This is a genomic window from Sphingomonas sp. 77B (genome assembly GCF_056497825.1).
The window spans coordinates 2,419,877-2,446,304 of record NZ_JBWMBY010000001.1; the positions used below are offsets into that span (position 1 = coordinate 2,419,877).

16 protein-coding genes, 2 tRNA genes and 1 other annotated feature are annotated in these 26,428 nt (G+C 68.4%); of the genes, 10 read left to right on the forward strand and 8 right to left on the reverse strand.

Annotation, left to right across the window (positions count from 1 at the left end; all coding sequences use genetic code 11):
- Nucleotides 1-46 precede the first annotated feature (46 nt).
- From AC1GI4_RS11440 to AC1GI4_RS11455, 4 genes are all read right to left on the reverse strand, one after another.
- Nucleotides 47-1,528: a SulP family inorganic anion transporter gene (locus AC1GI4_RS11440; protein ID WP_479629574.1), complete on the reverse strand. Its 1,482-nt coding sequence runs from the start codon at nucleotides 1,526-1,528 to the stop codon at nucleotides 47-49.
- Between the two features lie 69 nt (nucleotides 1,529-1,597).
- Nucleotides 1,598-1,653: a sequence feature (sul1 is cis-regulatory element that is thought to sense ions involved in sulfur or methionine metabolism; They are found in Alphaproteobacteria), on the reverse strand.
- 192 nt (nucleotides 1,654-1,845) lie between these two features.
- Nucleotides 1,846-3,951, reverse strand: a complete 2,106-nt coding sequence (locus AC1GI4_RS11445) for a transglycosylase domain-containing protein (protein ID WP_479629575.1) — start codon at nucleotides 3,949-3,951, stop codon at nucleotides 1,846-1,848.
- A 70-nt stretch (nucleotides 3,952-4,021) separates the two neighbouring features.
- Nucleotides 4,022-5,314 (reverse strand): dicarboxylate/amino acid:cation symporter, encoded by a 1,293-nt coding sequence (locus AC1GI4_RS11450; protein WP_294268858.1) that lies wholly within the window; start codon nucleotides 5,312-5,314, stop codon nucleotides 4,022-4,024.
- Between the two features lie 97 nt (nucleotides 5,315-5,411).
- Nucleotides 5,412-5,486, reverse strand: a tRNA-Thr gene (locus AC1GI4_RS11455).
- An 85-nt stretch (nucleotides 5,487-5,571) separates the two neighbouring features.
- Here AC1GI4_RS11455 and AC1GI4_RS11460 point away from each other — a divergent pair.
- On the forward strand, nucleotides 5,572-5,703 hold the full coding sequence (locus AC1GI4_RS11460; RefSeq protein ID WP_433909251.1) for a hypothetical protein: 132 nt from the start codon (nucleotides 5,572-5,574) through the stop codon (nucleotides 5,701-5,703).
- Between the two features lie 4 nt (nucleotides 5,704-5,707).
- Here the strand turns inward: AC1GI4_RS11460 and AC1GI4_RS11465 are convergent, their stop codons facing one another.
- Together AC1GI4_RS11465 and AC1GI4_RS11470 are read right to left on the reverse strand one after the other, a co-directional pair.
- The gene (locus AC1GI4_RS11465) at nucleotides 5,708-6,148 is read right to left on the reverse strand and encodes a DUF3429 domain-containing protein (protein WP_479629576.1); all 441 of its coding nucleotides are present in this window, start codon (nucleotides 6,146-6,148) and stop codon (nucleotides 5,708-5,710) included.
- 218 nt (nucleotides 6,149-6,366) lie between these two features.
- Nucleotides 6,367-8,403: a TonB-dependent receptor gene (locus AC1GI4_RS11470; RefSeq protein ID WP_479629577.1), complete on the reverse strand. Its 2,037-nt coding sequence runs from the start codon at nucleotides 8,401-8,403 to the stop codon at nucleotides 6,367-6,369.
- Between the two features lie 211 nt (nucleotides 8,404-8,614).
- Here AC1GI4_RS11470 and AC1GI4_RS11475 point away from each other — a divergent pair, with 211 nt between their 5' ends.
- From AC1GI4_RS11475 to cobA, 7 genes are all read left to right on the forward strand, one after another.
- The gene (locus tag AC1GI4_RS11475; RefSeq protein ID WP_294271847.1) at nucleotides 8,615-9,196 is read left to right on the forward strand and encodes an ANTAR domain-containing response regulator; all 582 of its coding nucleotides are present in this window, start codon (nucleotides 8,615-8,617) and stop codon (nucleotides 9,194-9,196) included.
- Nucleotides 9,193-10,389 (forward strand): ABC transporter substrate-binding protein, encoded by a 1,197-nt coding sequence (locus AC1GI4_RS11480; RefSeq protein WP_479629578.1) that lies wholly within the window; start codon nucleotides 9,193-9,195, stop codon nucleotides 10,387-10,389. Before AC1GI4_RS11475 ends, AC1GI4_RS11480 begins: the two co-directional genes overlap by 4 nt.
- Before the next feature lie 381 nt (nucleotides 10,390-10,770).
- Nucleotides 10,771-12,018 (forward strand): nitrate/nitrite transporter, encoded by a 1,248-nt coding sequence (locus tag AC1GI4_RS11485; RefSeq protein ID WP_479629579.1) that lies wholly within the window; start codon nucleotides 10,771-10,773, stop codon nucleotides 12,016-12,018.
- A 28-nt stretch (nucleotides 12,019-12,046) separates the two neighbouring features.
- Complete coding sequence (gene nirB / locus AC1GI4_RS11490; RefSeq protein WP_479629580.1) at nucleotides 12,047-14,527, forward strand: nitrite reductase large subunit NirB; 2,481 nt, start codon at nucleotides 12,047-12,049, stop codon at nucleotides 14,525-14,527.
- Nucleotides 14,524-14,877, forward strand: coding sequence for a nitrite reductase small subunit NirD (nirD, locus tag AC1GI4_RS11495; RefSeq protein ID WP_479629581.1), 354 nt, complete (start codon nucleotides 14,524-14,526; stop codon nucleotides 14,875-14,877). Before nirB ends, nirD begins: the two co-directional genes overlap by 4 nt.
- Nucleotides 14,878-14,995: 118 nt before the next feature.
- Nucleotides 14,996-17,587 (forward strand): molybdopterin-dependent oxidoreductase, encoded by a 2,592-nt coding sequence (locus AC1GI4_RS11500; RefSeq protein ID WP_479629582.1) that lies wholly within the window; start codon nucleotides 14,996-14,998, stop codon nucleotides 17,585-17,587.
- Nucleotides 17,577-18,368 (forward strand): uroporphyrinogen-III C-methyltransferase, encoded by a 792-nt coding sequence (gene cobA / locus AC1GI4_RS11505; RefSeq protein WP_479629583.1) that lies wholly within the window; start codon nucleotides 17,577-17,579, stop codon nucleotides 18,366-18,368. Before AC1GI4_RS11500 ends, cobA begins: the two co-directional genes overlap by 11 nt.
- Nucleotides 18,369-18,509: 141 nt before the next feature.
- On the opposite strand, the gene AC1GI4_RS11510 is transcribed toward cobA, so the two are convergent.
- Nucleotides 18,510-18,585, reverse strand: a tRNA-Thr gene (locus AC1GI4_RS11510).
- 148 nt (nucleotides 18,586-18,733) lie between these two features.
- Here AC1GI4_RS11510 and AC1GI4_RS11515 point away from each other — a divergent pair.
- Both AC1GI4_RS11515 and AC1GI4_RS11520 read left to right on the forward strand, forming a co-directional pair.
- A complete protein-coding gene (locus AC1GI4_RS11515; protein WP_433909182.1) occupies nucleotides 18,734-19,549 on the forward strand; it encodes a hypothetical protein in 816 nt (271 codons plus the stop codon).
- Nucleotides 19,550-19,629: 80 nt separating this feature from the next.
- Nucleotides 19,630-24,243, forward strand: coding sequence for an NAD-glutamate dehydrogenase (locus AC1GI4_RS11520; RefSeq protein ID WP_479629584.1), 4,614 nt, complete (start codon nucleotides 19,630-19,632; stop codon nucleotides 24,241-24,243).
- A 346-nt stretch (nucleotides 24,244-24,589) separates the two neighbouring features.
- Here the strand turns inward: AC1GI4_RS11520 and AC1GI4_RS11525 are convergent, their stop codons facing one another.
- Entirely contained in the window at nucleotides 24,590-26,380 is a 1,791-nt protein-coding gene (locus tag AC1GI4_RS11525; RefSeq protein WP_479629585.1) for an aminopeptidase P family protein, read from the reverse strand.
- Nucleotides 26,381-26,428: the final 48 nt, after the last annotated feature.

Below are 26,428 nucleotides of genomic sequence, written 5' to 3' on the forward strand. Positions count from 1 at the left end.
GGGGGAGGCGGCCGAACAGGTCAACACCGCTCCCCCATGTCGCGCGTCAGTGCGGCGCGAGGCCCAGCTCGACGCCCGTCTTGTCGTGCAACGCGAAGCGGTCGACCAGGTCGGCGCTCGCCTGATTATAGCCGATCACCTCGACGCCCGCGCCATCACGGCGCAGTCGCGCGACGATCTTGTCGAGTGCCCCCACGCCCGAAATATCCCAGAAATGCGCCGCCGAGACGTCGATCACGACATCGCGGCCCGGCTCTGCCTGGAAGGCACGGGTGAAGCGGTCGACCGAAGCGAAGAAGATCTGCCCCGTGACCCGGTAGCGCACTCGACCTGCATCCTCGATCCGCTCGACCGCGAACAGGCGGCGAACCTTTCCGGCAAAGAAGATGCCCGACAGCAGCACACCGGCCGCGACGCCCTTGGCGAGGTCATGGGTCAGGACGACCACCGCGACCGTGACCAGCATGACGACCGAGGAGGTCGGCGGGTGGCGGCGCAGGTTCGGGATCGAGTTCCAACTGAACGTCCCGATCGACACCATCACCATGACGGCGACCAGCGCGGGCATCGGGATACGACCCACAAAGGGGCCAAGCCCGGCGAGCAGGACCAGCAGCACGACCCCGGCGGTCAGCGTCGACAGCCGCTTGCGTCCTCCGGACGTGACGTTGATGACCGACTGGCCGATCATCGCGCAGCCGCCCATGCCGCCGACCAGCGCGGCGGCGATGTTGGCGCCGCCCTGTCCCATGCACTCGCGGCGCTTGTCGCTGTCGGTGTCGGTCATGTCGTCGACGATCTGCGCGGTCAGCAGCGATTCGAGCAGGCCGACCGCGGCCATGGTCAGCGAATAGGGCAGGATGATGCGCAGCGTCTCGAAGGTCAGCGGCACGTTGGGCAGGACCAGGCTGGGCAGCCCCTCAGGCAGGCGGCCCATGTCGCCGACCGTGCGCACCGGCAGGCCCATCGCGATGCTGATGCCCGCGAGGACGAGGATCGCGACGAGCGGCGAGGGTACGGCTTTTGTCACGCGCGGCAGGAGGTAGATGATGGCGAGCCCGGCGGCGACCATCGCATAGCTGTGCCACGTCACGCCGGTCAGCTGCGGCAACTGCGCCATGAAGATCAGGATGGCGAGCGCGTTGACGAAGCCGGTGATGACCGAGCGCGATACGAACTGCATCACCAGATCAAGGCGCAGCAGTCCCGCAGCGATCTGGATCACGCCCATCAGGATGGTCGCGGCGAACAGGTAATCGACGCCATGCTCGCGGACCAGCGGCGTGACGACGACCGCGACGGCGGCGGTGGCGGCGGAGATCATCGCGGGCCGCCCGCCGGTAAAGGAAATGACGATCGCGATCGCGACCGAGGCATAGAGCCCGACGCGCGGATCGACGCCCGAGATGATCGAAAAGCCGATCGCCTCGGGGATCAGCGCCAGCGCTACTACCAGTCCGGCGAGTATATCGCGGCCAGCCTCAGCCGGACTCGTGAACCATTGGGTTCGATAGGTTTGAGAAGTCATGAAATACCAGAATTTCGCGCATGGCGACGCGCGTCCTGACGGCAGGAGCGGGGATAGGGCCATGCATTCTGTTGTCCGGCGGATCGGCGGCCGGAATAGCCACCCGGAATTTCACCGGGTCCTTGCGAATGACAGCGCGTTTAATCGGGATGCGGGGTGAAGGGCAAGTCCCGATCCTATTCCTCCCCGGCACGGGGAGGTGGCAGGGCGCAGCCCTGACGGAGGGGGGCTTCGGCAAGGACCTCCCTCGCGGCGATCCCCCTCCACCATGCTGCGCATGGTCCCCCTCTCCGTACCGGGGAGGATAGTTGCTTCGCCTATTCCTCTTCGTCACGCTCGTCGGGCGGGCGGCGATCCTCCGGCGGTGGCCCTGCGCGGTCGGGGCGGCGGCGGCCGGGGCCGACGGTGATCGAACCGTCATCGCCCGTGCGCACGTCCAGGCCCAGGCCCTGGATGATCTCTCCGACCGGGTCGCTTTCGGTCGGGATCATCTCCTCGTCCGTGCCGTTCGCCATCGCATCGGGATCGACCTCTTCCTGCACGACGGGGGCGGCGACCGGCGGGATGTCGAGTGCCGACTGCATGAAGGCGCGCCAGATGCGCGCGGGCACGCCGCCGCCCGACAGGCCGGGATTGGGCGTGTTGTCGTCATTGCCGACCCATACGCCGACGACCAGATCGCGCGCGAAGCCCATGAACAGCGCGTCACGCGAATCCTGCGTCGTCCCGGTCTTGCCGTAAGCATCGACGGTCAGCAGCGCCTGCCGCCCGGTCCCCGTCTTGATCGACGAGGACAGCAGGTCGAGCATCCCGTCATGCACCGCCGAGGAGAAGCCGGTCTTGCGGTCGGTCAGCGACTGGTACCAGCCCTTTTCCTTCACGTCGTTCAGCCCGCGCGCCGCGACCGGATAGCTTTCATTGGCGACCGCGGCGTAGGCGGCGGTCAGCTCCAGCAGGCTGACGGTCGAGGTGCCCAGCGCGATGGTCGCCTCGTTCGGGATGGGCGTGGTGATGCCCAGGTCGCGCGCCGCCTTGATGACCGACTTGACGCCGACCGCCTGGGTCAGCCGCGCCGCCGCCACGTTGGACGAGCGCGCGAACGCCTGGCGCAGGGTGATCTTGCCCAGATAGCGCCCGTCGCTGTTGCGCGGCTTCCACCCGGCGATGTCGACTGGCTCGTCCTCGATGGTCGAATCCGGCGTCATGCCCGAGCGCAAGGCCGCGAGGTACACGAACAGCTTGAAGGCGGAGCCCGGCTGGCGGCGCGCCTGGGTGGCGCGGTTGAACGGGCTCTTGGAATAATCCTTGCCGCCGACCATCGCGACGACGCGGCCATCGGGGCGCATCGCGACCAGCGCGACCTGCGCCTGGTTCAGCCCGGCGCTGCGCACCGTGCGCTCGGCGATGCGTTGCAGCCGGGGATTGAGCGTCGTCTGGACGGTCGCCTCGGTCTTGATCTCGCCCGCCTGGTCGCGCGCCTCGGGCAGCACCCAGTCGGCGAAATAGGTGCCGCTGGGCAAGGTCTCGGGCCGTGAGGCGAGCACGCGCTGCGGCTGGACGGCATCGGCCTCCGCCTTGGTCAGAAAACCCGCATCCTCCATCGCCGCGACGACGACCGCCTGCCGCGCACGCGCGCCCTTCAGATTGGTGGTGGGGGCGAGGCGCGAGGGCGCCTTGACCAGCCCGGCCAGCATCGCCGCCTGGCCGATGTTCAGCTTGTCCGGCGTGCGGCCGAAATAATGCTTCGACGCGGCGGTGATGCCGTACACATTGTCGCCGAAATAGACATTGGAGAGGTAGCGCGACAGGATCTCGTCCTTGGTCAGCCACGCCTCCAGCCAGAAGGCGATCATCGCCTCGCGGATCTTGCGGCCCGCCGTCCGGTCGGAATCGAGAAATGCGTTCTTCGCCAGCTGCTGGGTGATGGTCGATCCGCCCTCACGCACGCCGCCCGATCCGAAATTGTGCCAGGCGGCGCGCAAGATGCCGCGCGGGTCGATGCCCCAATGCGAATAGAAACGCCGGTCCTCGATCGCCATGAAGGCTTCACGCACATGGGCGGGCAGCTTGGCGGCATCGACCGGCGCGCCGATGATCGCCCCGCGCCGGGCAATGGGTGTGCCGTCATCGGCGGTCAGCGTGATCGAGGGCGGCGTCGGCGGCTGGAGCGAGCGCGACAGCGGCGCGGTGACGGCCAGCCACGCGATGGCGATGACCAGCAGAATGATGCCCGCCCCCAGGCCACGCGCGGTCCAGCGGCCCCAGCGGATTTTACGGCGCGGCCGATCGGGCGCGGCATCGTCTTCGTCGGGGCCGAAGCTCCAGCTCTGCGTCTCCGCATCGTAGAGCGGATAATGCGGGCCGACCGGCTCGTAAGGGCGGTCCAGGGGTGTACGGTCGGGATTAAATGGGTCGGGGCGCATCTGGGGTTCCGGCGATCGGCCTCGCGTGTATTACTTTACCAGAACACCGCGCGCAAGCTCATGCACGCGTTTACCCTGTTTGCGGCACCTCCGGCAAGCGCTCCGCCGGGGGCGTGTCGGTGATGAGGCCCGCACGGTGCGCGACGATGGTCGGCACCAGCGCCTGACCCGCCACATTGATCGCGGTGCGGCCCATGTCGAGGATCGGGTCGATGGCGAGCAGCAGCCCCGCGCCCTCCAGCGGCAGGCCCAGCGTCGACAGGGTTAGCGTCAGCATGACGACCGCGCCGGTCAGGCCAGCGGTCGCGGCGGACCCCAGCACCGACACCAGCACGATCAGCACATAATCGCCGACATGCAGCGGCAGGCCATAATATTGCGCGACGAACAGCGCCGAGATGGCGGGATAGATGGCGGCGCACCCATCCATCTTGGTCGTGGCGGCAAAGGGCACCGCAAAGGCCGAATAGGCGCGCGGCACGCCCAGTCGCCGCTCGACCGCATCCTCGGTCACCGGCAGGGTGGCGATCGACGAGCGCGAGACAAAGCCTAGCTGGATGGCGGGCCAGGCGGCGGCATAGAAGCGCTTCGGCGACAGGCCGTTGGCCAGCAGCAGCAGCGGATAGACGACGAACAGCACCAGGCCGAGGCCGATATAGACCGCCAGCGCGAAGCTGCCGAGCGCGGACAGCGACTGCCACCCATAGCGGACGATCGCATTGCCCAGCAGCGCGCCCGAGCCGAGCGGGGTCAGCCGGATGACCCAGGACAGGATGCGCCGGAAGATGGCGAGCGCCGAGGCGTTGAACGACAGGAAGCTTTCGCCCTTGTCGCCGACCCGTACGGCGGCGACGCCGATCGCGACCGCCATGACGATGATCTGCAGGATGTTGAACGACAGCCCGGTCTTCAGCGCGCCGCCGTCCCCCGCGCTCGTCGAGGCGGAGAGGCCCAGGATATTGGACGGGATCAGCCCGCGCAGGAAGTCGAGCCACGAGCCCGCCGTGTCGGGCCGCACCGCGCTGCCCGCCGCGACGCCCGCATGCAGGCCCGGTTGCAACACGGTACCCAGCGTCAGGCCGATGGTGACGGCGATCAGCGCGGTGATCGCGAACCAGATGAAGGTGGCGGCGACCAGCCGCGCGGCATTGTTCAGGTCGCGCAAAGCGGCAATCGAGGCAACGATGGCGGTGAACACCAGCGGCACCACCAGCACCTTGAGCAGCTGGACGAAACTCTCTCCGACGATGCGCAACGCCTCGGCGAGGCCAGCCAGTCCTTGCGACCGGGCGAGCAGGCCGAGCAGCAGGCCCACGGCCATGCCGACGAAAACCTGTGCGCCGAAAGAAAAACGGAATCTCATCCGACCATAGCTAGCAAGCCGGCGAAACGATCCCAACCAAGTTTTACGAGGGGAGAAGAAAGCTCCCCATTACGGCCTCTTACAGGCTAGGGGAGAATGGTGCTGCCGGTGAGGATTGAACTCACGACCTCAGCCTTACCAAGGATGCGCTCTACCACTGAGCTACGGCAGCACTCGCGTTTCACCGCGGGAAGCGCGCCTAGAGACGATTGGGCGGGCATTGTCAAGCGCCCTTTGTGCGGATTATGCGAAATGCCATGGCAAAGGACGAACGCGCGGAGCGGCTGGCGGCGGCGCTCCGGGAAAATCTGAAGCGGCGCAAGGCGCAGGCGCGTGAGCAGGACGACGGGCGTGTGCCCGATGCCGCCCCCCGCGACGAAACCGCCTGAGGCGTCAGCGCGGCGCGACCAGCCCCAGAATGAGGGTCAGGCCGCCCAGCCCCAGCGACAAGGCCCAGCGCAGCCTTGCCCAGCCGATGATGGTGCGCATCGCCGTGCCGATACGGGCATCGACAAGCGGTGTGACCATGATGACCAGGCCCAGCAGGATCAGCGCGAGCCGGATCGACCCACCCGCCAGCAGCGGCGGCACCAGCAGCGCCCATCCGATCAGGCTGGGCAGCACCGCGACCAGATAGGGCCAGCCTCGCGCATCGCGGCGGCACAGCGCCTCCATCCACCACATACCGCCCAGGAAGGACAGGATGAGCGCGGCGTAGAGCCCGCCGCCGATCGTCGCGGGCAGGATCAGCGCCGGGTCGACCAGCGCCAGCCCGACACAGGCGACAGGCGGCAGCACACCCGCCGCGCCCAGGATCAGCGGGGGTCGTGGCATATGGTCGTGATTCATCGCGGCATTCCCGGAACATGACGTTGCGGGGTGGCTACGCAGAGGCCGCGTGTTGGTTCATTCGGGACAACGCCCATTCCTCCCCTGCAAGGGGAGGGGGACCATGCGCAGCATGGTGGAGGGGTGTCCCGCTATCGAGAGGGTGACACCCCTCCGTCAGGGCTTCGCCCTGCCACCTCCCCTGCAAGGGGAGGAATGGGATGTCAGATCTCCAGCCGCAGCGACGCACGTACCGTCCTCGGCGCGCCGGGATAGATCCACAACCGGCTGTACGAACTCGCGGCATAGCGTGCGTCGAACAGATTGTCGGCCTCCAGCCGGAAGCGCAGGCGGTCGGCGACGGGCATTTCGACCGCCGCCTTGGCCTTCACATAGGAGGGCAGGACCAGCGGCGTCGCGTCGAGCGAGCCTGCCCGGTCGCCGACATAGGCGATGCCGCCGCTCAGCTGCCAGTCACGCCCGGCGACGGGCAGTTGGTGGACGACCAGCACCGTGCCCGAATGCGCGGGCACGCCCAGCACCGCGGGGGTCGCGAAGCTCTTGTCGTCGTTGCGGGCATGGACCCAGGCATAGTTGGCGATCACCTGCCACCGGCGGTCGAGGCGCAGCGAGGCGTCGGCCTCGATCCCCCGGCTGTTCATCCGGCCGACCGGCGCGTTGAAGCCGGGGTCGACCGGGTCGGTGGTCAGGATGTTGCTCTTGGCGATGTCGAACCAGGTCATGCCCAGGTCCAGCCCCGCCCAGCGGCCCGCGACGCCGATTTCGTAGCCGCGCGCCTCCTCTGGCTGAAATCCCTCGCCGGTGCGGCCGGTGCCGGAGTTGAGCAGGAAGGACTGGCCCCAATTGGCGTGGACCGAGATATGGTCGTCCACCGCATAACGGGCACCGGCCCGGAATTTCATTGGCTCGTCGACGATCTGTCCGACGCCGCCGGTTCGGTTGTTGACGATCTTCTGCCGATAGGGATCGATCCGCGCGCCGCCGACCAGGGTCAGCCGGTCGGTCACTGCCCACATATCCTGGACATAGATCGTGCCCGCCCAGCGATTTTCGTCATTGTTGGTGAAGGGCAGGAGTGGCGCAGCGCTGCCGCCGTAAGTGGATGCCGGATCGTAGAGATCGACCGCATAGGGCGCCGCCGCCGACGGATTGCGCCGCATCCAGCGCTCGCCATAGGTCATGCGATAGCCCTTGAGGCCGACGCTCAGCTGGTGCCGTCCGACCGTCCCGGCCAGCTCCAGCCGCGCGGCCAGGTCGTCGATCACGAAGTCGCGCGAGCGGCGCTGGCGCCAGACCTGATTGCCGACGATGCGCGACTGGTCCGCCGAAAAGCCTTTGAGCGAACCCGTCCGCCAGACGATTCCGCCGTTCAGCGTCCAGCCGCTGCCCAGCTGCGCCAGGCCGGTCAGCTGGTGCCGCTCGTTGCGGAAGCGGGTGAGGCCGTTGGAAGGCTCGCCATAATAGTTGGAGCGGGGCAGGGCGTTGGCATCGTCGCCGATCGCCGGGATGCCGCGGTCGAACGGCGTATCGAACTGCATGAACTCGGCCAGATAGGTCAGGCGCAGCGAGTCGCTGGGGCGCCAGGTCAGCGAGGGCGAAACCACCCGCCGCTTCAGCGACACCGTATCGCGCCAGCCGTCGCTGTCCTCTGCCGCGACGACGATCCGCGCGGCGAAGGTGTCGGAGAGCGGCCCGGTGACATCCGCCTCGACCCGGCGCGTGTCGAACGAGCCATAGGTCGCGGTCAGCCGCGCAGAGGGGGTGAAGCGCGGCATTTTCGAAACGATGTTTACCCGCCCACCCGGATCGACATCACCGAAGATCGCGCCCGCCGGGCCTTTCAGCACCTCGATCCGTTCGACGGTGGCCGGATCGCGCGGCGGCACCATGCCGCGATTGGCGATGAAGCCGTCGACATAGAATTCCGCGCCGCCGTCCGGCGTGCCGAGGAAGCCGCGAATCGCGAAATTGTCGAGCACGCCGCCGCGATTATTCTGCTGGCTGAACCCGCTGACCAGCTCCAGCGCGTCGTTCAGGCGATAGGTGCCCGCCGCCTGCAACACGTCCTGTTCCAGCGAGCGACTGGACTGCGACATGCGCGCGGTGGCGGGGTCGGAGGACAGGGTGCGGTCGACCGACCGGCGCGTGCCCAGGACCACGATGTCCGACCGCTTCGCCGCCGTTTCCTCTTCCCCGATTTCCTGCGCGGTGGCGCAAAGGGGCGTAGCGCAGGAGGCCATGGCCAACCCGAGGGCAGCGAAGCGGAAACGGCGAGGGGAACGGTCGGTGACGGCCATCGGGAAAATCCGGTGATGTGGTATGTTGCAACGTCTCATACGGGGCGGAAGCGACAAGGCAACAGGTGGGCCGGATGATTCTGAAAAAATCGTCATGGCAGTCGTCTTCGTCCGGGCTGGATGACGCGCGGCTTTCGGGCTAGTCCATCCGCCCGTGAGGATCGCGATCATCGACACCAGCACGACGCGCGCGGCCATTATTGCCGAGGGACTGCGCGAGGCCGGATTGGACGATCAGGTGCTGATCGACCCCGCCGGGCCGATCGTCCGCCAGATCGAGGCATGCGCGCCCGAGGTGGTGCTCATCAATCTGGAAAATCCCGGCCGCGACCTGCTCGAGGATTTCTTCGCCATGTCGCGCGCGCTCGATCGGCCGATCGCGATGTTCGTCGACCAGTCGGATGCCGAAAGCGCGCTCGCGGCGGTCGATGCGGGGGTATCGGCCTATGTCGTCGATGGCCTAGCCAAGCAGCGGATCAAGCCGGTGCTCGACGTCGCGATCCGCCGCTTCCAGGCCTTTTCGCGGCTCCAGGCCGAATTGGCCGAGGCCAGGACCGCGCTGGCCGATCGCCAGGTCATCGACCGGGCGAAAGCGATCCTGATGCGGCGGCGCGGGATCGACGAGCCCGCCGCCTATGCGCTGCTGCGCGGCCATGCGATGCAGTCCAACCGGCGCATCGCCGAGGTGGCCGAGGCGATCGTGACCAGCGAGGCCTTGATGGGAGATGTGCCGTGAGTGTCGATCGGTTCCGCATCGGCTTCGTGCCGCTGGTCGACGCCGCGCTGCCCATATTGGCGCATGAACTGGGCTTTGCCGAGGAACAGGGTGTCGCGATCGAGATGGTCCGCGACGTCACCTGGGCGGCGGTGCGCGACCGGCTGCTCTATGGGCATACCGACGCCGCGCACATGGTCGCGCCGCTCGCCATCGCCACCGCGCTGGGCCGCGACCGCCCGGCGGTGCCGATGGCGGTGCCCTTCGTGCTGGGGCTGAACGGCAATGCGATCACCGTCTCGACCGCGCTGGGCGAGGCGTGTGGCTTGAGCGAAGAACTGGGCGATCCGGTGGCGGTCGGGGCGGCCTTGCGCGCGGTGGCGGCGCGGCAGCGGTTGCGCTTCGGCGTGGTGCATCGTCATTCCAGCCACAATTACATGCTGCGCTACTGGTTGGCGGGGGTCGGCATCCGGCCGGACGTGGATGTGGATATCGTCGTGACCAGCCCGCCCTTCGCCGCCGATGCGCTGGCGGCAGGCGAGGTCGACGGTATCTGCGTCGGCGAGCCGTGGAACTCGATCGCGGTCGATCGCGGCGTGGGGCGGATCGCGCTGGCCACCGCGCAGATCTGGCGGCGCGGCGTCGAAAAGGTGCTGGCGATGCGCGGCGATCAGGCCGACGAGCGGCGCGATGCGGTGCTGCGGCTGATCCGTGCGCTGCACGCGGCGGCAGCGCATTTCATCGATCCCGGGACGGTCGAGCAGAGCGCCGAAATCCTGTCGCAGCCCCATTATCTCGACGCGCCGATGGGTGCGATCCTGCGCGCGATCACCGACCGAATCCGCGTGGTGCCGGGCGGCGAGCCGGTCCATTATCCCGACTTCATGTTCCAGTATCGCGAGGCGGCGAACTTCCCGTGGCGCAGCCAGGCGGGCTGGCTCTATGCCCAGATGGTCCGGTGGGAGGGACAGTCCTTTTCGACCGCCGACGCCGCGACCGCGCAAGGCGTGTTCCGCCCCGACCTGTACCGCGCCGCGCTGGCCGGATCGGGCGCGCCGCTGCCCGGCGCCAGTTCCAAGCTGGAAGGCGCGCTGGTCGAGCCGATCGGGGCGGGCTCGACGCAAGGGCGACTGGTGCTGGGGAGCGATCGGTTCTTCGACGGGCGGGCGTTCGATCCGGACGATATTGCGGGGTATCTGGCGGAATTGCCGTAAAGATCCTTCCCAGCATGGGGAGGGGGACCGCCGCGTAGCGGTGGTGGAGGGGGGCTTCCACCAAGGTCATCCCATGGGGTGATCCCCCTCCACCAGCTTTCGCTGGTCCCCCTCCCCGTGCCGGGGAGGGCGTTTTTGCTGCGTTTGCGAAAGCCTCTTGCGCGCCGCTTGCGAATCAGGCAATTTTCGATTCGCCCGGCAATGGCGTCGGGCACGAGATAGCAGCGGATGCCGCTCCAATGACGGGGTAGCGCGCTGGCGGAAGCGGGGTCATTCCCGCGTTCCGTTTGGAGGCAACGAAGCCGCCAGGATGTGACCCACGGGTCCCACGTCCTGGCGGCTTTTTTCGTTTTGGGCCCTGGGCCCCACGGAGGCGGCACGATGGCGACGGCATTCTGGGACGACACCGAAAAGGCGAAAGCGGGCGATGACGGCGGCTTCTGGTCGAGCGGTCATACGCCGACCTTGATCGCGGCGTTCCTGTATTTCGATCTGGCCTTCATGGTCTGGGTGCTGCTGGGCCCGTTGGCGCCGCAGATTTCCGCCACGCTGGGCCTCACGCCTGCGCAAAAGGGCGTGATGGTCGCGGTGCCGACGCTGGCGGGCGCGGTGCTGCGCGTGGTCAACGGTCTGCTGGTCGATCGGATCGGGCCGAAGCGGGCGGGCGCGATCAGCCAGTTGATCGTGATCGGCGGGTTGTTTTCGGTTTGGGCACTGGGGGTGAACAGCTTCGGCGGCACGCTGGCGCTGGGCGTCATTCTGGGCTTTGCGGGGGCGAGCTTCGCCATCGCGCTGCCGCTCGCGAGCCGCTGGTATCCGCCCGAGCATCAGGGCAAGGCGATGGGGCTCGCCGGTATGGGCAATTCGGGCACGGTGTTGGCCGCCCTGTTCGCCCCCGCGCTGGCCAAGCTGTTCGGCTGGAATGCCGTGCTGGGGTTGGCCTGTCTGCCGCTGACCCTGGTCTTCTTCGCCTATATGGTGATGGCCAAGGACGCACCGGGCGCGCCGAGCCCGCGCCGTCTGGTCGAGTATCTCGCACCGCTGAAGCAGACCGACGCCTGGTGGCTGATGGGCTTCTATGCCGTCACCTTCGGCGGGTTCGTTGGTCTCGCCGCCAGCCTGCCCATCTATTTCACCGACCGCTTCGGGCTGACCCCGGTGCAGGCGGGTTACGCCACGGCGGCCTGCGTTTTTGCCGGGTCGCTGGTGCGACCGATGGGGGGAGCGCTGGCCGATGCCATCGGCGGCGTGAAGGCGCTGATCGCCGTATTCGCCGCCGCCGCCGTCACGCTGACCGGCGTGGCGATGGTCGACGGGTTCGCCGCCTCGCTGGCGCTGTTCGTGCTGTCGATGCTGGCGCTGGGGGTCGGTAACGGCTCGGTGTTCCAGCTGGTGCCGCAGCGTTTCGCCGCCGAGATCGGCGTGATGACCGGCCTGGTCGGCATGGCGGGCGGGATTGGCGGCTTCTACCTCGCCTCGTCGCTGGGCTTCGCCAAGCAGTGGACGGGCAGCTTTTCGGGCGGGTTCCTGATCTTCGCAGCCCTCGCCCTGGTCGCACTGGCGGGCCTGATGCTGGTCAAGAGCCGCTGGCGCCGCAGCTGGGGCGCGGCCGAGGGCGTGCGGATCTGATGCTTTTCCTCTTCGACGGATCGAACCGATGAAACACGAAGTGCTGACCCCCGCGAAGGTCGATACCCGCGAGCACCTGATCGTGATCGGCAACGGCATGGCCGGTTGCCGCGCGGTCGAGGAATTGCTCGCCCGCGATCCTGCCCGCTACCGCATCACCATCTTCGGTGCCGAGCCGCTGGTGAACTATAACCGGATCATGCTGTCGCCGGTGCTGGCGGGTGAGAAGACGTTCGACGAGATCGTCATCAACGGGCTCGACTGGTATGAAGATAACGGCATCACGCTGGTCAGTGGCGATCCCGTCACCGGGATCGATCGGGACGCGCGCACCGTCACCGCCAAGAGCGGCATGGTGCTGGACTATGACCGGCTGCTGATCGCGACCGGCTCCGACCCGTTCATCATCCCGGTCCCCGGCCACGACCTGCCCGGCGTCATCAGCTTCCGCGACATGAAGGATGTCGAGCACATGCTCGCCGCTGCCGAGCGGGGTGGCAGCGCGGTGGTGATCGGCGGCGGCCTGCTGGGGTTGGAGGCGGCGCATGGCCTGTCGCTTCGCGGCATGACCGTCACCGTCCTCCACCTGATGCCGACGCTGATGGAGCGGCAGTTGGACGAGGCGGCGGGCTGGCTGCTGAAGCAGGCGCTGGAGGCGCGCGGCCAGACCGTGCTGACCGGCGCCGACACCGCCGCGATCCTGGGCGACGGCAAGGTGGAGGCGATCCGCCTGAAGGACGGGCGCGAGATTCCTGCCGACTTAGTCGTCATGGCGGTCGGCATCCGACCCTCGGTCGCGCTGGCGCGTGCGGCGGGGCTGGAGGTCGGACGCGGGATCAAGGTCGACGACCACATGGTCACCTCCGACCCGCGCATCCTGGCGGTCGGCGAGTGTGTCGAGCATGACGGACAGGTCTACGGCCTGGTCGCGCCGCTCTGGGACATGTGCCGCAGCCTCGCCGATGCGCTGACCGGCAGTCCATCTGGCTATCGCCCCACCGCCACCGCGACCAAGCTGAAGGTCGCCGGGCTCGACGTCTTTTCGGCGGGCGATTTCGGCGGCGGTGACGGCGCCGAGGACATCGTGCTGCGCGACGCCGCCCGCGGCATCTACAAGCGCGTGGTGGTCAAGGACGACCGCATCGTCGGCGCGGTGCTGTACGGCGATACCGCCGATGGCAACTGGTATTTCGACCTGCTGAAAAAGGGCGAGAGCGTCGGCGACATTCGCGACGCGCTGATCTTCGGCCAGGCCTTTGCCTCGGGAGGGGGGCAGGCGGACCCTAAGGCGGCCGTTGCGGCGCTTTCCGACGATGCGGAAATCTGCGGCTGCAACGGCGTGACCAAGGGCAAGGTCTTCGCCTGCATCGACGGCGGCGCGCACAGCCTGGATGCGGTACGGAGCGGCTGCAAGGCCTCGGCAAGCTGCGGCTCTTGCACCAACATCGTCGAGAGCCTGTTGTCGATCCGCCTGGGCGGAGAGGTCGAGGCCGGGCCAAGGAGCATGTGCAAATGCACCAGCTTCGGCCATGACGATGTCCGCCGCGAGATCGTGGCACAGGGGATGAAGTCGATCCCCGAGGTGATGCAGAAGCTGCACTGGTCGACCCCGGACGGCTGTTCGTCCTGCCGCCCGGCGCTCAATTACTATCTGCTCTGCGCGCTGCCCGGCGAATATGTCGACGACCAGCAGAGCCGCTTCGTCAACGAACGCATGCACGCCAACATCCAGAAGGACGGCACCTATTCGGTCGTGCCGCGCATGTGGGGCGGGATCACGTCGCCGAAGGAGCTGCGCGCGATCGCGGACGTGGTCGAGAAGTTCAATGCGCCGATGGTCAAGGTGACGGGCGGCCAGCGGCTCGACATCTTCGGCATCAGGAAGGAGGATTTGCCCGCCGTCTGGGCCGATCTGAACGCCGCCGGGATGGTCTCGGGCCATGCCTATGGCAAGTCGCTGCGCACCGTGAAGACCTGTGTCGGCTCCGAATGGTGCCGCTTCGGCACGCAGGATTCGACCGGGCTGGGCGTCAAGCTGGAGCGGGCGACTTGGGGCTCGTGGATGCCGCACAAGTTCAAGATCGCGGTGTCGGGTTGCCCGCGCAACTGTGCCGAGGCGACGATCAAGGACTTCGGCGTGGTCTGCGTCGATTCGGGCTACGAACTCCATGTCGGCGGCAATGGCGGGATCAAGGTCCGCGCCACCGACCTGCTCTGCAAGGTGGCGACCGAAGCCGAGGCGATGGAGATGTGCGCCGCTTTCGTCCAGCTCTACCGCGAGGAGGCGCGTTATCTGGAGCGAACCGCGCCGTGGATCGAGCGGGTGGGTCTTGCCTATATCCAGTCGCGCCTGTTGCCCGATGAAGAGGAGCGCGCCGAGCTGGCGCACCGTTTCTTCTACTCGCAGCAATTCTCGCAAGACGACCCCTGGGCCGCGCGCGTGGCGGGCGAGGAACGCCGAATGCATGCGCCGATGGCGCGCTTCACGCCGCAGGAGGAAATGGCATGACCTCTGGTTCTTTGGCAGGCGACTGGCTTGATATCGGCTGGGTCAACGAAATCCCGGTGCGCGGTGCCCGCACCGTGCAGGTCGAGGGCGGTCACGACATCGCCGTCTTCCGTACCGGCGAGAACAAGGTCTTCGCGCTGCTCGACCGCTGCCCGCACAAACATGGGCGGCTGAGCCAGGGCATCGTCCATGGCGGCGCGGTGGCGTGTCCGCTGCACAATTGGCGGATCAGCCTGTCGACTGGCGAGGCGCTGGGCGAGGACAGGGGCTGTACGCCGACCGTGCCGGTGAAGATCAGCGGCGGCCGCGTCCTGATCTGCCGCGCCAGCACCCTGAAGGCGGTGGCGTGATGAGCGAAGCCGTTTTCTCCCCTCCCCTTCAGGGGAGGGGCTGGGGGTGGGGCCTCGCCACAAGCGTTGCGCCTGCTGAACCGCCCCACCCCAACCCCTCCCCTGAAGGGGAGGGGCTTTGACTCCGATCCGCACCACCTGCGCCTATTGCGGCGTCGGCTGCGGCATCCGCGCAACCGTGACCGGCGACCGCACGGTCCAAATCGAGGGCGACCCCGACCACCCCGCCAATCGCGGCAGGCTCTGTTCCAAGGGCACGCACCTCGGCGAAACGGTCGGCCTCGAAGGTCGCCTGCTTACCCCGATGATCGGCAAGCGCCGCGCGTCGTGGGACAAGGCGCTCGACCTCGTGGCGAAACGCTTTCGCGACACCATCGCCCAGTATGGCCCCGACAGCGTCGCCTTCTACGTCTCCGGCCAGTTGCTGACCGAGGACTATTATGTCGCCAACAAGCTGATGAAGGGGTTCATCGGCTCGGCGAACATCGACACCAATTCGCGCCTGTGCATGTCGAGCGCGGTGGCGGGCCACACCCGCGCGTTCGGCGAGGACGTGGTGCCCGCCTCGTATGACGACATCGACGCCGCCGATCTGATCGTGCTGGTCGGCAGCAACACCGCTTGGTGCCACCCCATCGTCTATCAGCGCATCCGCGCCCGGTGCGATGCGGGTGCCAAGCTGGTGGTGATCGATCCGCGTCGCACCGAGACGGCGGAGGAAGCCGACCTGCATCTGCCGCTGCGCCCCGGCAGCGACGTGGCGCTGATGAACGGCCTGCTCGCCTGGTGCCGCGAGGCGGGGGTGCTCGATACCGCTTTTCTTGCCGATCACCTGTCCATCCCCGCCGATTTCTGGGAAGCGTTGGGCGAGGGGAGCGATCTCTGGTCGGTCGCCAAGACCTGCGACCTGCCCCCCGCCGACCTCCGCCGCTTCTACGAACTGTTCGCCGCCACCCCGCGCACCGTCACCCTGTTCAGCCAGGGCGTGAACCAGTCGCTGACCGGCACCGATCAGGTCAATGCGATCCTGAACGTCCATCTCGCCACGGGCCGCATCGGCAAGCCCGGCGCACAGCCCTTTTCGATCACCGGGCAGCCCAATGCGATGGGCGGGCGCGAAGTGGGCGGGCTGGCCTCCACGCTGGCCGCGCACATGGATTTCGCCCCCGAAAACCGCGCCCGTGTCCAGCGTTTCTGGGCCGCGCCGACCATCGCCGACAAGCCCGGCCTGAAGGCCGTCGATCTGTTCCGCAGCATCGGAGAGGGCCGGATCAAGGCGCTGTGGGTGATGGCGACCAACCCCGCCGTGTCGATGCCCGATGCGGGCAAGGTACGCGAAGCGCTGGCCGCCTGTCCCTTCGTGGTGGTCAGCGACGTGATCGCCGACACCGATACGTCCGCCTTTGCCCATGTCCGCCTGCCCGCCGCCGCCTGGGGCGAGAAGGACGGGACCGTCACCAATTCCGACCGCACGATCAGCCGCCAGCGCGCGCTCTTCCCGCTGCCCGGCGAGGCGAAGCCCGACTGGTGGATCGTCAAGGAGGTCAGCCGCCGCATGGGCTGGAAGACCGCCTTCGCCTATGACCGCCCCGCCGAGATCTGGCGCGAGCATTGCCGTTTGTCGGCCTATGAGAATGACGGCGCGCGCCTCTTCGCGCTGCCCGGCCGATCAAGCGCGGGCAATGCCAATTATGACGCGATGACGCCGTTCCGCTGGGGCGGCACCCCCTTCGCCGATGGCCGCTTCCCGACCCCCGATGGCCGCGCGCGGCTGGTGACGGTCAGGCAAAAGGCGATTTCCGGCCCGCTCGCCGCCTGGCCGCTGACGCTGAACACCGGGCGGTATCGCGACCAGTGGCATAGCATGACCCGCACCGGCCTGGCGCCCAAACTGGCCCGTCACCGCGAGGAGCCACTGGTCGAGGTGCATCCCGACGATGCCGCGCAGCTGGGCGTCACCGATGGCGGACTGGCGCGAGTGGCGACGCCGCAGGGGGATAGCCTCTACCGCGTACGCGTGACGCCTGCGCAGCGGCGGGGGGAGATCTTCACCCCGATCCACTGGACGGATCGCACGTCGAGCGGCGGGCGAACCGGCCTGTTGCCGCGTCCGCTGGTCGATCCGGTGTCGGGCCAGCCGGGCTTCAAGCAGACCCCAGCGCGGCTGGCGGCGGTCGCGGCGCGCTGGCGCGGCTTCCTGATCGTCGCGGGCGAGCCGGTTCGCACGCCCCAATGTCTCTGGGCGACGCGCGTCGCGGTTCCGGCGGGCAGCCTTTGGGAACTTGCGGGCGATGGCGATCCGGCGAAGCTGGAGGCGAGCCTTCCCGCTGGCGAGCGGATCGAGGCGATCGACGCCGCCCGCGGCACCAGGCGAGTCGCGATTCTGTCGGGCGGACGGCTGGTCGCCGCGCTGTTCGTGACCGAGCGCGGCGAATTGCCCAGCCGCGACTGGCTGATCGCACAGCTGGGCGAGGCGGAGGCCGCGCCAACTTTGCTCGCCGGACGGGCGCCGGGAGTGCAGGCGGATCGCGGTGCGATCGTCTGCGCCTGTTTCGATATCGGGATGCGCACCATCGTCGCGGCGATCCGCGACCAGCGGCTGGCCGATGTCGCCGCGATCGGGACCGCCTTGGGCGCGGGCACCAATTGCGGATCGTGCCGCCCCGCGCTCGCCCGCCTGCTCGCCGAGGAGAAGAACCATGCCGCATGACGATTTTCCCGCCGGCTCGGTCTGGCTGGTCGGCGCAGGACCGGGCGATCCCGACCTCCTCACGCGCAAGGCCGCGCGGCTGATCGCGGCGGCGGACATCGTCTTCTACGACGCGCTGGTCGGCCCCGGCATCCTCGACCTGATCGCCCCCCATGCCGAGCGGATCAGCGTCGGCAAGCGCTCGGGCCGTCATTCCAGGGACCAGCGGACGATCGACGCGCTGATCGTCGCCGCGGCGCTGAAGGGCAAGCGCGTCGTCCGGCTGAAGGGCGGCGACCCGGCGATCTTCGGGCGCACGGCGGAGGAAGTCACCGCCTGCCGCGCGGCGGGCATATCGGTGCGGATCTGCCCCGGCATCACCGCCGCCAGCGCCGCCGTCGCCTCTGCGGGGACCAGCCTGACGCTGCGCGGCGTGGCGCGCCGCCTGACCCTGGTCACGGCCCATGCCCAGGCGGGCGCGACGCTCGACCTCGACTGGCAGGGGCTGGCCGCGAACGATTCCACGCTCGCCATCTATATGGGCCGCGCGGCGGCGGCGACCGTGGCCCGGCAACTGGTCGCCGCCGGGCGCGGCCCCGACACGCCGGTTTTGGTCGTGGTCAACGCCTCGCTGCCGAACGAGCGGATCATCCGCGGGCGGCTGTCATCGCTCGCCTTTCTGGTCGAGGCGATCAGCGCCCAAGATCCCGCCATGCTGATCGTCGGCGAAGCGGTCGAACCCGATCCGTCCTTCGCCTGCGCACCATCGAGCCGGACTTGCGATGCGATGATCGCATCCTGATCTGAAAGATCGGCGCTTGGGAACTGTAAGGGGGCAGGGCGCACCACGACGCCCGGAGAGGCCAAGACTTCGTCATCGCGCTGTCGACGACAGAAAGTCCTGGCTTTCCGCCGGACTTAAGATTCGGAGAATTTGGAAGGATGGTGCCGCTTACAGGACTCGAACCTGTGACCCCCGCATTACGAATGCGATGCTCTACCAGCTGAGCTAAAGCGGCCCGTCTCGTGAACCGGCTGGTGTCCGGTCAGGTGGGCGCGCTTAACAGGTCGGTTGGGGGCTGGCAAGCGGCTTGTGAGCGTCGGGGCGATCTTTACGAGTGGTTAACTATGCGGGGGCATGATGGGAGCATGGCCAGGAAGACCGTCATGAACCGTGAACCCCAGCATTCCGCGGAGCCTGTTCCGGAGCGTCCGGCGGACTATCCGTTGACGGACGGGCCGGAGGATGCACTCCAGCGGCTGGGTGGAGTGGAGCGGCGGCTTCATGCGCGGGCCTATCACCACTGGGTTTCGCTGTCGGGGGAGGCGCGCTTTCCGTCGATCCGGGCGCTGGATACCGAGGCGATCGGGGATTTTGCCGCCAATTCGGTGCTGCTGGATTTTCGCGGCGATCGGATCGACCCGGCGATCGCCTATATCGGCCAGGCGCTGCGCGACGAGTGCGGCACGACGGCGCGGCCGACGCGGATCGGCGAGCTGCCCGAGGCGTCGCTGCTGGCGCGGTTGACCCGGCATTTCGACCATGTGCTGGCCGACCAGGTGCCGACGGGGTTCGAGGCCGAGTTCGTCAACGCCCGCGGACGGATGACGTTGTACCGTGGTATCCTGCTGCCCTATTCGTCCGACGGGCTGATGATCGACTTCATCCACGGCGTCCTGAGCTGGAAGGAACTGGCCGATCCGTTGTTGCAGGCGTCGCTAGATTCGGAATTGCTCGATTCGGCCGCCGCGGTGACGCAGGCGCCGCCGCCGGGCTCGGCTGCGGCCTTGTGGAATCGGCCGGCGTCGACGTCGGGTGAAGATCCTCGCTCGCTTGGGCGTGTCGAGTGGCCGCTGGACGCGCCGCCGGGGACGCCGGTCGTGCTGGTCGGGCGCGTTGCCGAGGATGGTAGCGTTGCCATCACCGGATCGGTGGTCGGGGACGCGCGTCTTGTCGACAGGGTATTGCGCGCCTCGCAATGAAAGTTGCGCTGCGGCGCAACATCTTTTCTCAGCTTGCAAAGGGTTGAGCGGCGCGAAAGCCGGGCCTAGGACTTGGCGCCATGGCACCGAATATGTCGCATCCGATGGCCGACGCGATTGCCGCGCGGCTGACCCAGGGCGCCCTTCCGGCGGAGTTGCAGGGGTTCGGCCCCGCGGAGGTGGCTGCTGCGGCGGCCTTCGTCGCGGGCGTGGCACAACAGCGCTCGCCGGGAGAGCCGTCGATCGCGCTGGAGCCGATGTCGGGCGACGACACGCATCGCCGGATGCGCCTGGCCATCGTCAATGACGACATGCCCTTCCTGGTCGATTCGATCGCTGCGATGGTCGGGGCGGACGGGATCGCGATCGACCGCGTGATCCACCCCGTGCTGCCCGTTACCCGCGATGCGGAGGGACAGCTTCAGGGAATCGGTACGGGCGGAAAGTCCGAATCCTTCATCTATCTGGAAATGGAGCGCGCGGATGCGCGCGACCGGCGCGGTCTGGTCGATGATCTGCGTGGCGTTCTGGCCGATGTCCGCGCCGCCGTGGCCGACTGGTCGGGGTTGCAGGATGCGCTGGCCGCCGACGCGACCACGCTGGGCGAGAAGAATGGCGAGGGCGCCGCGCTCCTGCTGTGGTTCCTGAACGGCAAGCTGACGCTGCTCGGCCATGAAAAATGGTACGAGGACGGCCGCGAGGCCCCGGCGCTGGGCGTGGCGCGCACACCGCACAAGGTGCCGCTGCTTGCCGATACCTCGCGCCAGCGTGCGCTGGACTATTTCGTCGAGGGCGGCGCGGCGCCGCTGCTGCTCAAGTCCAATGCGATCTCGACCGTCCACCGCTCGGTGCCGCTCGACCTCGTGCTGGTGCCGGTGATCGAGGGCGGGCGTATCGTCGGCCTGTCCATCCATGCCGGGCTGTGGACCAGTGCCGCGCTCGCCAGCCCGCCGCATGAGGTGCCGGTGCTTCGCACGCGTCTGGCGGCGCTCCAGGCCAAGTTCGGTTTCGACCCGCGCGGCCATACCGGCAAGGCGCTGACCCATGCGCTGACCGCGCTGCCGCATGATCTGGTGACGGCCTTCCCGGCCGAGGCGCTGGAGCAGCTGGCGCTGACCGCCATGTCGCTGGCCGACCGGCCGCGGCCCGAGCTGGTGCTGATCCGCTCGGTCTTGCAGCGGCATCTGTTCGCCTTCGTCTGGCTGCCGCGCGACGAGCTGACCACCGCGCGCCGCGTCGCGATCGGCGATATGCTGGGCGAGGCCGCCAATGGCTCGCTGCTCAACTGGTCGATCGCGCTGGAGGACGGCGTCGTCGCGCTGATCCGCTACACCATCGATCTGCGCCAGGACGGCCGCCTGCCCGATACGGCGGCACTGTCCGAGCGGTTGCGCAAGATGGTGCGCGGCTGGATGCCCGATGTCGAGGCGGCGCTGGCCGAGCAGGTGCCAGCCCCCCGTGCCGCGCGTCTGGCGCTGCGCTGGGCCAATGGCTTCCCGACCAATTACCGCAATGTCAGCGACGCGGCCGAAGCCGCTGCCGATATCCTGCGGCTGGCCGCGCTGGAGGACGAGAACAGCCGCTCGGTTCGCCTGTTCCCGGTCCAGCCGGGGCAGGACCGCCAGCTGAAGATCTACAAGCTGAACGGCGCGCTGCCCTTGTCGGACGCGGTGCCGGTGCTGGAGAATTTCGGCTTCCGCGTGATCGGCGAGCTTCCGACGCGGCTGCGCGACGATGCTGATCCCTTCGTTCACGACTTCATCGTCGAGACCGAGGCGACCACCGAGCCCAAGGGCGCGGCGGTGCTGGAGGGCGCGATCGCGGCGGTGCTGGAAGGCGCGGCGGAGAATGACGCGTTCAACCGCCTGATCGTCGATGTCGGGCTCAGCCCGCAGGCGGTGGTGCTGTTCCGCGCCTGGTTCCGCTATCTGCGCCAGGCCGGGCTGCCTTACGGCCTGACCACGGTGGTCGATGCGCTGCGCCGCGCGCCCAAGCTGGCGACCGCGCTGATCGAGCGGTTCACCGCCGCGCATGATCCGATGGCGAAGGGCGATATCGCGGCGGCCGATGCGGCCATCGCGGCTGGCCTCGATGCGGTGTCGGCGATCGACGACGACCGTATCCTGCGCAGCTTCCGCGACATGATCGCCGCCACGCTGCGCACCAACGCCTTTGCCGAGGCGGGCAAGGAGGCGCTGGCGTTCAAGCTGGACAGCCACCAGATTCCGGGCCTGCCTGCGCCGCTGCCGTGGCGCGAGGTGTGGGTCTATTCCCCGCGCGTCGAGGGCATCCACCTGCGCGCCGGACCCGTCGCGCGTGGCGGCCTGCGCTGGTCGGATCGTCGCGATGACTTCCGCACCGAAATCCTGGGCCTGATGAAGGCGCAGCGGGTGAAGAACGCCGTCATCGTGCCGACCGGCGCCAAGGGCGGCTTCTATCCCAAGCAGCTGCCCTCGCCCGTCACCGACCGTGACGGCTGGGCCGCCGAGGGCAAGGAAAGCTACCGCGTGTTCATCCGCGCGCTGCTGTCGATCACCGACAATATCGTCGAGGGTGCGGTGGTGCACCCGGACGGCGTGCGCGTGCTGGACGGCGAGGACCCCTATTTCGTGGTCGCCGCCGACAAGGGCACCGCGACCTTTTCCGACGTCGCCAATGCGCTGGCGCTGGAGCGCGGCTTCTGGCTGGGCGACGCCTTCGCCTCCGGGGGCAGCCAGGGTTACGATCACAAGGCGATGGGCATCACCGCCAAGGGCGCCTGGGTCTCGGTGCAGCGTCACTTTGCCGAGCGCGGCGTGGACGTGCAGACGCAGTCCATCCGCGTCGTCGGCTGCGGCGATATGTCGGGCGACGTGTTCGGCAACGGGATGCTCCTGTCGAAGGCGATCAAGCTGGTCGCCGCGTTCGACCATCGCCACATCTTCCTCGATCCCAATCCCGATCCCGCGACGAGCTGGGACGAGCGGGCGCGCATGTTCGCGCTCCCCCGGTCGAGCTGGGCGGATTACGACACCAGCCTGATCTCGCCCGGTGGCGGCGTCTTCCCGCGCTCGGCCAAGACCATCCCGCTGTCGGACGAAATCCGCGAGGCGCTGGGCATCACCGCCACCTCGCTGGAACCGACCGCGCTGATCTCGGCGATCGTGAAGGCCCCGGCCGATCTGCTCTGGTTCGGTGGCATCGGCACCTACATCAAGGCGGCGGCGGAGAATAACGTCCAGGTCGGCGATCCGGCCAATGACCGCTTGCGCGTCGATGCCGAGGATCTGCGCGTCACGGCGATCGGCGAAGGCGCGAATCTGGGCGTGACCCAGGCCGCGCGCATCGCCTTTGCCGAGCGGGGCGGACGGATCAACACCGACTTCATCGACAATTCGGCGGGCGTCGACTGCTCGGATAACGAGGTCAACATCAAGATCGCGCTCAACCGCGAGATGATCGAGGGCCGTCTGGCGGAGGGCGACCGCAACACGCTGCTCGCCGCGATGACCGATGACGTGGCGCATATCGTGCTGGAGGATAACCGGCTCCAGACGCTGGGCCTGTCGATCGCCGAGGCCGACGGGGCGGGCGCGATGCCGAGCTATGTCCGCGTCATCGAAATCTTCGAGAGCGCCGGGCGGCTCGACCGCGTGGTCGAGGGGCTGGGCAGCAACGACGTGCTGCTGCGGCGCGGGCAGGACGGCATCGCGCTGACCCGGCCTGAACTCGCCGTGCTGCTGGCGACGGCCAAGCTGACGCTGCAGGACGCGATCGAGAACAGCCCGCTCGCGCTCGACGATGAACTGCTTCCCGATCTGCGCGCGGCCTTCCCGCCCGCAATGCAGGAGCAGTTCGGCGAGGCGATCGACCAGCATCGCTTGCGCGGTGAGATCGTCGCCACCAAGCTCGCCAACCGAATCGTCAACCGGATGGGCATCCTCCACCCGTTCGAACTGGCGGAGGAAGAGGGGGCGGCGATGGCCGATATCGCGGCGATGTTCGTCGTGGTCGAGCGGCTGTTCGACCTGCCTGCGCTGTGGACCGCGATCGAGACGGCGGCGATGCCCGAAGCTGCGCGGATCGCGCTGTTCGACGAGGTGGCGCGCGCCACGCGGTCGCAGATCGCCGACCTGTTGCGCTCCATGCCTGCGGGCACCTCGCCGGGCGCGGCGCTGGAGCGGCTGCAGCCCGGAATCGCACGGCTGGCGGCGGAAACGCCCGCGCTGCTGCGTGACGAGGCCAAGGCGCAGAGTGCGCGCGTCGTCGCGGCGCTGGAGGAAGCCGGGGCTCCGGCCGATCTCGCGGCGCGGGTGGTGCGCGTGTCCGAACTCGACGGCGCGGTGGGTCTGGCCGATCTGGGCCAGCGTCTGTCGCTCGACGAGACACGGCTGACCCACGCCTTCACCCGTCTGGGTCAGGCGCTAGGCCTCGACTGGGCGCAGGGCCAGGCGGCGCGGATCAGCCCCAGCGATCCGTGGGAGCGTTTGCTGATCGCGGGCCTCGCGCGCGATTTCCAGCAGCAGCGGCTCGACTTCCTCGGCCGTGCGGGGACGACCGACCCCGAAGCGGCGGTCGAGGCCTGGCTGGAGCGCAATGCCGCGCGGGTGGGCCAGTTCAAGGCGGTGATCGACCGCGCCCGCCTGGCCGCCCAGCCCAACGCCGCGATGCTGGCCCAGATCGCAGGGCAGGCACGGGTGCTGTTGGGGCGCTGATCTGTTCCCCGGCGAAGGCCGGGGTCCAGTTCCTGTGGCGCGGGAGGTGCGCCAAACGCCGCGTGGGAGGCCCTCCCGCGCGGCGTTTTTGTTCACGCGAAGCCGCGATGACGCGAAGAGCTTTGATTCGCGCGGAGACGCGGAGGCGCGGAGAAGAAGATGGGTTCGCGCAGAGGCGCGGAGGACGCAGAGAAATTAGGCCGCGCGCAGCGCCCTCTATTCGTCAACGCCCGAGATAGAAGGGCCGCTGGCGCGGCAAGCGAGACACCTCCGCGCCTCCGCGTCTCCGCGTCTCCGCGCGAACAATCTTCTTTCTCTTCGCGCCCTCGCGGCTTCGCGTGAAAAATCAGATCGCCGCGCACTTCTCCAGCAGCCAGTCGCGATCCGCGCCCTCCAGCTCCGGCGCCAGAATCTCCGCCACCCGCGCATGATAGGCGTTGAGCCAGTCCCGCTCTCCCGCCGTCAGCAGGTCCGCCACGATCAGCGTCCGCTCGATCGGGCACAGGGTCAGCGTCTCGAAGCCCAGCATGTCGCGATCCGCCCCCGCGATGGTGCGCGGTTCGACCAGCACCAGATTCTCGATGCGGATGCCGTACTCGCCCGCCTTGTAATAACCCGGCTCGTTGGACAACATCATGCCCGCGCGCAGCGGCTCCATCGCCGCGCCGCCGGGATAGTTGGGCGCGGCGATACGCTGCGGCCCCTCATGCACCGACAGATAGGCGCCGACGCCGTGGCCGGTGCCATGCGCATAGTCCAGCCCGACCTCCCAAAGCGGTCGCCGCGCCAGCGAATCCAGATGTCCGCCCAGCGTACCGTCCGGGAACACCGCCGTCGCCAGCCCGATATGCCCCTTCAGCACGCGGGTGAAGCGGTCGCGCATTTCCGCCGTCGGCTCGCCGATCGGCATGACGCGGGTAATGTCGGTGGTGCCGTCCTGATATTGCCCGCCGGAGTCGATCAGGAACAGCTGCCCCAATTCGATTGCCGCATTCGACTCCTCGGTGACGTGGTAATGCGGGCTCGCGCCATGCGCCCCGGTCGCCGAGATGGTCGAGAAGCTGGTGTCCTTGAGCAACCCCGTCGCCTCACGGCACGCGAGCAACCGTGCGGCGGCGGAGAGTTCGGTCTGCCCGCCCTTGGGGCATTCCTCTTCCACCCAGCGCAGGAAGCGTACCATCGCCGCGCCGTCGCGAATCGAGGCGGCGCGGTGCCCGGCGACCTCGGCGGGGTTCTTGATCGCCTTGGTCAGCACCACCGGATCGCGAAGCGCCAGCACCTTGGCCCCGCCCGCCTCCAGCGCTTGCGCGATCGCCGCCACCGCGCGTTCGGGATCGGCGACCACGCGCTTGCCCGCAAAGCCGGTCAGATACCCCTCGAATGCCGCGCGGTCGTGCAGCCGCACCGCATTGCCCAGATGCGCGCGTACCTCGGGCGTGATCTTCTGAGGGGACACGAACAGGTCGGTCTCGCCGTCCGCATGGACGATGGCATAGGACAAAGCGACCGGCGTATGCGCGACATCGGTGCCGCGCACGTTGAGCGCCCAGGCGATCGAGTCGAGCGCCGACAGCACCACCGCATCGGCGCGCTGTTCGGCCAGCCATTCGCCGATCCGCGCACGCTTGGCGGCCGAACTCTCGCCCGCCACCGCATCGTCCTGGACCGTCAGCACGGCGGGCGAGGGGGCGGGGCGGTCGGTCCACACCGCGTCGATCGGGTTGGACGCGACCGCGACCAGTTCGGCATCGCGATCGGCCAGCGCGGCGGTCATGTCCGCGACCTGCTGGCGGGTGTGCAGCCACGGGTCGTAGCCGATCCGCTGCCCCGCCGCCGTCTCGCGACCCAGCCAGCCCGCCACGCTGTCCTGCGGCACGGGGATATAGGCATAGTCCTCCCCCGACACCTGCTCGCGCACCTGCAGCGTATAACGCCCGTCGGTGAAGATCGCCGCCTTGTCCGCCAGCACCACCGCCGACCCCGCCGAGCCGCCGAACCCGGTCAGCCAGCCCAGCCGTTGCGCATAGTCGCCGACATATTCGCTCATGTGCTCGTCGGTCAGCGGCACGACGAAGCCGTCGAGCCGCTGGGCGGCCAACTGGGTGCGAAGGGCGGAAAGGCGGGCGGAATGAGACATGGTACGGCCTGACAGCAATGGGAAACGCGGCCGGTCTAGCCCTATGCT

Bases quoted from the DNA above. Each gene is read 5' to 3' on its own strand.
- AC1GI4_RS11440 (WP_479629574.1), bottom strand. From the start codon at position 1,528: ATGACTTCTCAAACCTATCGAACCCAATGGTTCACGAGTCCGGCTGAG.
- AC1GI4_RS11445 (WP_479629575.1), bottom strand. From the start codon at position 3,951: ATGCGCCCCGACCCATTTAATCCCGACCGTACACCCCTGGACCGCCCT.
- AC1GI4_RS11450 (WP_294268858.1), bottom strand. From the start codon at position 5,314: ATGAGATTCCGTTTTTCTTTCGGCGCACAGGTTTTCGTCGGCATGGCC.
- AC1GI4_RS11460 (WP_433909251.1), top strand. From the start codon at position 5,572: ATGGCAAAGGACGAACGCGCGGAGCGGCTGGCGGCGGCGCTCCGGGAA.
- AC1GI4_RS11465 (WP_479629576.1), bottom strand. From the start codon at position 6,148: ATGCCACGACCCCCGCTGATCCTGGGCGCGGCGGGTGTGCTGCCGCCT.
- AC1GI4_RS11470 (WP_479629577.1), bottom strand. From the start codon at position 8,403: ATGGCCTCCTGCGCTACGCCCCTTTGCGCCACCGCGCAGGAAATCGGG.
- AC1GI4_RS11485 (WP_479629579.1), top strand. From the start codon at position 10,771: ATGGCGACGGCATTCTGGGACGACACCGAAAAGGCGAAAGCGGGCGAT.
- nirB (WP_479629580.1), top strand. From the start codon at position 12,047: ATGAAACACGAAGTGCTGACCCCCGCGAAGGTCGATACCCGCGAGCAC.
- nirD (WP_479629581.1), top strand. From the start codon at position 14,524: ATGACCTCTGGTTCTTTGGCAGGCGACTGGCTTGATATCGGCTGGGTC.
- cobA (WP_479629583.1), top strand. From the start codon at position 17,577: ATGCCGCATGACGATTTTCCCGCCGGCTCGGTCTGGCTGGTCGGCGCA.
- AC1GI4_RS11515 (WP_433909182.1), top strand. From the start codon at position 18,734: ATGAACCGTGAACCCCAGCATTCCGCGGAGCCTGTTCCGGAGCGTCCG.
- AC1GI4_RS11520 (WP_479629584.1), top strand. From the start codon at position 19,630: ATGGCACCGAATATGTCGCATCCGATGGCCGACGCGATTGCCGCGCGG.
- AC1GI4_RS11525 (WP_479629585.1), bottom strand. From the start codon at position 26,380: ATGTCTCATTCCGCCCGCCTTTCCGCCCTTCGCACCCAGTTGGCCGCC.